The organism is Planktosalinus sp., from assembly GCF_059864935.1.
Genome location: NZ_JCBCCK010000155.1, coordinates 1 through 6,174 on the forward strand (window position 1 = coordinate 1; position 6,174 = coordinate 6,174).

The window sequence follows — 6,174 nt, forward strand, 5'->3', positions numbered from 1 at the left end:
ATGAGTCTATGGGCTTTAAAACCTTTGGCTTTGCCGGTGGACGTGTCGACATCTGGCATCCCGAAAAAGACATTTACTGGGGTTCAGAAAAAGAATGGCTGGCAGAAACCAAAAATCGTTACGACAGTGATGAAGACCGGGAGTCATTAGAAAACCCATTGGCTGCTGTGCAAATGGGATTGATTTATGTAAACCCCGAAGGTGTTGACGGAAAACCGGATCCGCTTAGAACTGCTAAAGACGTGCGCACCACTTTCAAGCGTATGGCGATGAACGATGAGGAAACAGTTGCACTTACAGCCGGTGGACATACCGTTGGAAAAGCACACGGTAATGGTGAAGCTTCCATTTTAGGAGCCGCTCCCGAAGGTGCCAACATCGAAGACCAGGGCTTTGGCTGGATGAACCCAAAAGGCACAGGAAATGCAGCTGATTGTGTGACCAGCGGACTGGAAGGCGCATGGACCACACACCCTAACCAATGGGATCACGGCTACTTTGATATGTTGTTGAATCATGAATGGGAACTAAAGAAAAGCCCCGCAGGAGCATGGCAGTGGGAACCTGTTAGCATTGCAGAAGAAGACAAACCACTGGATGCTCACGACCCCACAAAACGTCAAAACCCCATTATGACCGATGCCGATATGGCGATGAAAATGGACCCTGAATACCGCAAAATTTCAGAGCGTTTCCACAAAGACCCGGAATACTTTAATGACGTTTTTGCCAGGGCATGGTTTAAGCTCACTCACCGTGATTTAGGCCCAAAAAGCCGTTACTTAGGTGCTGATGCGCCTCAGGAAGATTTGATCTGGCAAGACCCGATTCCAAGTGTGGATTACACTTTGAGCGAAAGTGAAATCACAGATTTAAAAGAAAAACTACTCAACAGCGGATTGAGCAGCTCTGATCTTATCAACACTGCTTGGGACAGTGCCCGCACTTATAGAGGTTCTGATTTCAGAGGAGGTGCAAATGGTGCAAGAATTCGTTTAACTCCTCAAAAAGACTGGGTGGGCAATGAGCCTGAGCGTTTGCAAAAAGTGTTAAATAAACTCACCGAAATCCAGTCCGGTTTAAGCAAAAAAGTAAGTATTGCCGACTTGATTGTTTTAGGCGGAACAGCAGCTGTTGAAAAAGCGGCTCAGAAAGCAGGCGTAAACCTTACCGTGCCTTTCAGCCCCGGACGCGGAGACGCTACTGATGAAATGACTGATGCCGATTCATTCTCAGACCTTGAGCCAATACACGACGGCTACAGAAACTGGCTGAAGAAAGACTATACTGTAACACCTGAAGAACTGATGCTTGACAGAACTCAGCTAATGGGACTCACTGCTCCTGAAATGACCGTTCTGATTGGTGGTATGAGAGTTTTGGGAACCAATCACGGAGACACAAAACACGGAGTTTTTACCGACAAGGTGGGCGTGTTGACAAATGACTTCTTCGTAAACCTTACTGATATGAGTTATAAATGGTTGCCGGCCGGTGAAAACCTTTACAACATTGTAAACAGACAAACCGGCGAGACCAAATGGACCGCCACTCGTGTTGATTTGGTTTTTGGTTCAAATTCTGTTTTAAGGGCTTATGCGGAGCTTTACGCACAAGACGACAGCAAAGAGAAATTTGTGCGCGACTTTGTGAAAGCCTGGGTAAAAGTGATGAACGCCGATCGTTATGATTTGAATTAACAGCGATTTATTAAGAAAAAAAGGTGGCCTAATTGGTCACCTTTTTTATTTTAAGACTATTTGTTTTTCAACATATCGAGCGCTACATCCACGATCATATCTTCCTGTCCCCCCACCATTTTTCTTCTGCCCAATTCCTGTAGAATGTCCCCGGTTTTGAGACCATAAGTGTTTGCGGCCTTTTCAGCGTGTAGTAGAAAGCTGGAATAGATTCCGGCATAACCCAGTGATAGGGTTTCCCTGTCTACACGCACCGGCCTTTTCTGTAATGGGCGAATGACATCATCGGCTAAATCCATCAGTTGATATAAATCGCAGTTCACGGGCACAATCATTCTGTTTAGAACGGCTATAAGCACCTCCAGCGGACAATTGCCTGCACCGGCTCCCATTCCTGCTAATGAGGCGTCCAACCGCGTTGCTCCGTGTTCCAAAGCGACTATGGTATTGGCTACGCCCAGCGATAAATTGTGATGGCAGTGAATTCCTATTTGTGTTTTGACATCAAGCACATCTTTAAAAGCTTCCATGCGGTCTGCCACCTCGTGCATCAGCAATGCACCTGCAGAATCGGTGACATACACACAGTCTGCACCGTAGCTTTCCATTAATCTGGCTTGTTCTGCCAGTTTTTGAGGTGGGTTCATATGTGCCATCATTAAAAAGCCGGCAACGTCCATGCCCAGTTCTTTCGCTGCAGCGATATGTTGTGCCGCCACATCAGCCTCTGTACAATGGGTAGCAATGCGCACGGATTTTACACCCAGTTTAGCTGCCTTCTTTAAGTCTGAAATCGTGCCAATTCCCGGAAGCAAAAGTGTAGTCAACACCGCATGTTCCAGCGTATCGGCCAGACCTTCCAGCCAGTCCCAATCAGTATGCGCACCAAAGCCATAATTAAAACTTCCGCCTGCCAGTCCGTCGCCATGAGCTACTTCAATGGCATCGACTTTGGCGTTGTCCAGTGCCTTTGCTATTTGAAACACTTGTTCTTTGGTGTACTGATGGCCGATAGCGTGCATGCCGTCTCGTAAGGTTACATCTTGTATATATATTCCCGCGAACTTGTCTGCCGAAAGTTTACTGAAGGTAGAGGCGGGAATCTCGTCATTATTCCTCATAATTTTTAATTTTATTCTGTTAATCCCATCAACTCCTCACTTCCGAAGTGACCATCCTTTCTCCAGCAGCCAATGCCGCAGAAGTCATAATATCCAAATTTCCGGCATACTCGGGAAGGTAATGACCGGCACCCACGACTTCCAACATAATGGTCGTTTTGAGTCCGTATACTTTTCCGAGTCCTTCGATAAAAACAGGATGGCTTTCGGGAATTTCTTCAAATTGTACTTCCTGTTTGAGCTTGAAACCGGGTACATAGTTTTGCACTTCGGCCTCCATTTGTTTGATGCTTTCACGAATTTGGTCTTTGTCGGCATTTTCGCTTAACGTAAAAACAGTATCCCGCATTACCAATGGCGGTTCAGCGGGATTGAGGATGATAATGGCTTTTCCGCGTGAAGCGCCACCTACTTTTACGATGGCATCGGCGGTGGTTTCAGTAAACTCGTCGATATTGGCACGTGTTCCCGGTCCGGCCGATTTGCTGGCTATTGAAGCCACTATTTCTGCATAATGCACTTTGGAAACTCTGGAAACAGCTGCTACCATAGGGATGGTAGCCTGCCCGCCACAGGTGACCATATTGACATTGTCGAGCTCGCTGATTCCTTTAAAATTAACCGCCGGTACTAAAAAAGGACCGATGGCTGCAGGGGTTAAATCCACCATTTTCTTGCAGGGAAATGCTTTTATTTTTTCGTAATTGTAATGGTGCGCTTTCGCGGAGGTGGCGTCAAAAATAATTTCTATTTCCTGAAATTCGGGCATTTCAATCAGGCCATCAATACCTTTTGCTGTGGTTTTAATACCCATTCGTTCCGCTCGTTTCAATCCGTCAGACTCGGGGTCAATACCCACGAAAACTGAAGCCTCCAAAAGTTTTGAGGTTCTGATGATTTTTATGAGTAAATCGGTTCCGATATTGCCGGAGCCGATGATGGCTGTTTTGATTTTATGCATTGTATATATTTATTTGACAAAAATAATGGGATTTTTTAAAGATACAGTATTTTGAGGTATTATGGATTTTGGATTTTTGTCAAATCATATCAGGTTGATAGGTTTTTTGCCAAAGCGATTTTTTTCATAAATTATTTTTTTTTCATATTTTTATCAGGCTTTAAACCTATTAATTAGAACAATAAAATCATTTTTAAATTTATAAATCATGCGAAGTTTAAATATAAAATTGATTTTTCCTTACAACTGGTATCAAGCCCGAATGGTTAAGGTGTATAATGAAAAAGGAGAATTAATAACCAAGATTGGTTATTGCGAACAGCAATCTGTAATCATTCCGGAAAACACTGAAAGCATTATATTGAAACTAGATTATTTCAAGTCAGAGATTACTATCCCTAAGAACGAAAAGGAAATTTATTTAATAATTTATCTGGACTTTAGGGATAGCTTCCCTGTGAAGTACTTTGATGTTTTAAAACGTAAAAGTTTAACAGGAGTATTAGTGGACAAAGAAAGATTTGAGAATTTTAATTTGGATTTCTATGAAAAAGCCAAGAGTGGTATGCGAAAAGCGAATCCTGATGTACCTAATTTGTATTTAGGGGCTTTAATATCGGTATTTTTAATTTTTTCCGCTATTTATCAACCATCTAACAATTCTACTGATATTGTTATTTTCATTGGTCTAGTAAGCTTAATATCCCTATTTATGATTTTTCTCCAAAAAGGCAAAATTATGGTGTTTGATTATAAAAGCAGAATGATTGCAACCGGGTTCGCTTTTTTGTTAGGAACGCTTCTTCAACCCTTTATTTTTTATATTACCGGGACACTTTTAATTTTTAGTCTCGTGTTTCTTTTTAACTCAATCAAAAGAGTAGGTTATTAAAGAAATCATATCAATAGTGGAAGTGTAAACAGCACAATCCCCACAATAAACAAAACAGTTAGTATGTGCACCATAACAAGGTTTACCCTTAAAAACACAAACTGTTCTATGGTCCTTCCCAGCCAGAAAACCGCATTACCAAACAGAAAAAATCTTCCCAAATTGGTTTCTGTCAACTCCTTAGGAAATAAAAAACAAATCAATCCCACAAATATAAATACATAGATAAGGCGCAAATTGGCAATCTGAATAATGGCACGATTGGCATGGCTTAGATGCTGAAGGTCCTTTTTCCACCGAAACAGCTTCCAGAAATACATATGAAAAATGGCAAACCCTATGGAATATACACCACAGAGGTAAACAAGTATGTTGCCGGTTTCCATATTTTGATTAGGTAAAATTTATAGAAACTGTGCCGAGACCCTCCACGGTTGCCATGATTTTATCGCCTTCCACAACATTGACCATGGGCCCCAAAGCGCCCGTTAATATAATGTCGCCTGCTTTAAGCGGGTTGCCCATTTCGGCCATTTTTTTTGCCAGCCAAAGCGCAGCGTTGAGGGGCGAGCCAAGGCAGGCTGCTCCGTTGCCCTGAGAAACCAGTTTGTCATTTTGAAACAATTGCATTTCGCAGTCAATCAAATCAATTTCTGTGATTTTCTTTCGAGTTTTTCCCAGCACAAAATGACTGGCCGAGGCATTGTCTGCAATGGTATCGGTAATTTTGATGTCCCAGTTTTTAATGCGGCTGCCCACAATTTCTATGGCTGCAACTGCATATTCGATGGCATTGATCAACTCTTCCTTATTGGGGTGAAGGGAAACAATGTCTTTATTTAACACAAATGCTATTTCAGCTTCTACTTTGGGCTGCATGGTTTGGCTAATGGACAATGTTCCTTCATTTTCAACCTGCATATCGTCAAACAGTATTCCGAAATCGGGTTGGTCAACACCCAGTTGCTGTTGTACTTTATGCGAAGTCAATCCTATTTTTTTTCCTACTTGCTTTGCTCCTTCTGACAAACGGCTTTGGGTAATCAGGTTCTGAACTGCATAAGCAACCTCTTGGTCTGTCTCTCCAATAAGTGTTCTAACAGGCGGACAAGGGATTTTTGTTCGCGAAGCCTGTAGCAGTTGATTGGCAGCATTCTGAATGGGATTCATAAGGGATTTTTTTTCTGCATAAATATCGGAAAACTTATGCATCCCTGCCAATAAAAAAACAAAAGCTGCCTGAAAGTTTCAAACAGCTTTTGTCAAAGCGTGAGGTTTAAAAAATTATCTGATGCTTATTTTCTTTGAAACAGCTCCATTGTCAGTTTGTATTTGTACCACATAAATACCGGCTGCAAGAGGTTTTAAAGGTAGTTCAATGTAGCTTTCCCTTCCGTTTGAGATGTTCCAAGAGTTTACTTCCTGGCCCAAAACGTTGTACATACGGGCACTCTTTACTGTTAATTGCTCAGTAGGGTTGTATATAACTACCTGATCGTT

Annotated in this window: 7 protein-coding genes; 2 read left to right on the plus strand and 5 right to left on the minus strand. The window is 42.3% G+C overall.

Translation table 11 applies throughout. The features are described 5' to 3' along the window. Positions 1 to 1,700, plus strand: a 1,700-nt coding sequence (gene katG, locus AC6F75_RS06155) for a catalase/peroxidase HPI (protein ID WP_500714072.1), incomplete at its 5' end; no start/stop codon positions are given. A gap of 56 nt (positions 1,701 to 1,756) precedes the next feature. Here the strand turns inward: katG and dmpG are convergent. Continuing rightward, a complete protein-coding gene (gene dmpG, locus AC6F75_RS06160) occupies positions 1,757 to 2,821 on the minus strand; it encodes a 4-hydroxy-2-oxovalerate aldolase (RefSeq protein ID WP_500714073.1) in 1,065 nt (354 codons plus the stop codon). 28 nt (positions 2,822 to 2,849) lie between these two features. Further along, positions 2,850 to 3,782, minus strand: coding sequence for an acetaldehyde dehydrogenase (acetylating) (locus AC6F75_RS06165; RefSeq protein WP_500714074.1), 933 nt, complete (start codon positions 3,780 to 3,782; stop codon positions 2,850 to 2,852). 229 nt (positions 3,783 to 4,011) lie between these two features. Here AC6F75_RS06165 and AC6F75_RS06170 point away from each other — a divergent pair, with 229 nt between their 5' ends. Then, positions 4,012 to 4,674, plus strand: coding sequence for a hypothetical protein (locus tag AC6F75_RS06170; protein ID WP_500714075.1), 663 nt, complete (start codon positions 4,012 to 4,014; stop codon positions 4,672 to 4,674). A gap of 5 nt (positions 4,675 to 4,679) precedes the next feature. Here AC6F75_RS06170 and AC6F75_RS06175 read toward each other — a convergent pair whose 3' ends face one another. The 3 genes from AC6F75_RS06175 to AC6F75_RS06185 form a co-directional block, all read right to left on the minus strand. Then, a complete protein-coding gene (locus tag AC6F75_RS06175; protein ID WP_500714076.1) occupies positions 4,680 to 5,060 on the minus strand; it encodes a hypothetical protein in 381 nt (126 codons plus the stop codon). Positions 5,061 to 5,067: 7 nt separating this feature from the next. Continuing rightward, positions 5,068 to 5,844, minus strand: a complete 777-nt coding sequence (locus AC6F75_RS06180) for a fumarylacetoacetate hydrolase family protein (RefSeq protein ID WP_500714078.1) — start codon at positions 5,842 to 5,844, stop codon at positions 5,068 to 5,070. 114 nt (positions 5,845 to 5,958) lie between these two features. Beyond that, the coding region (locus AC6F75_RS06185; RefSeq protein WP_500714079.1) for a T9SS type A sorting domain-containing protein at positions 5,959 to 6,174 on the minus strand (216 nt) is incomplete at its 5' end.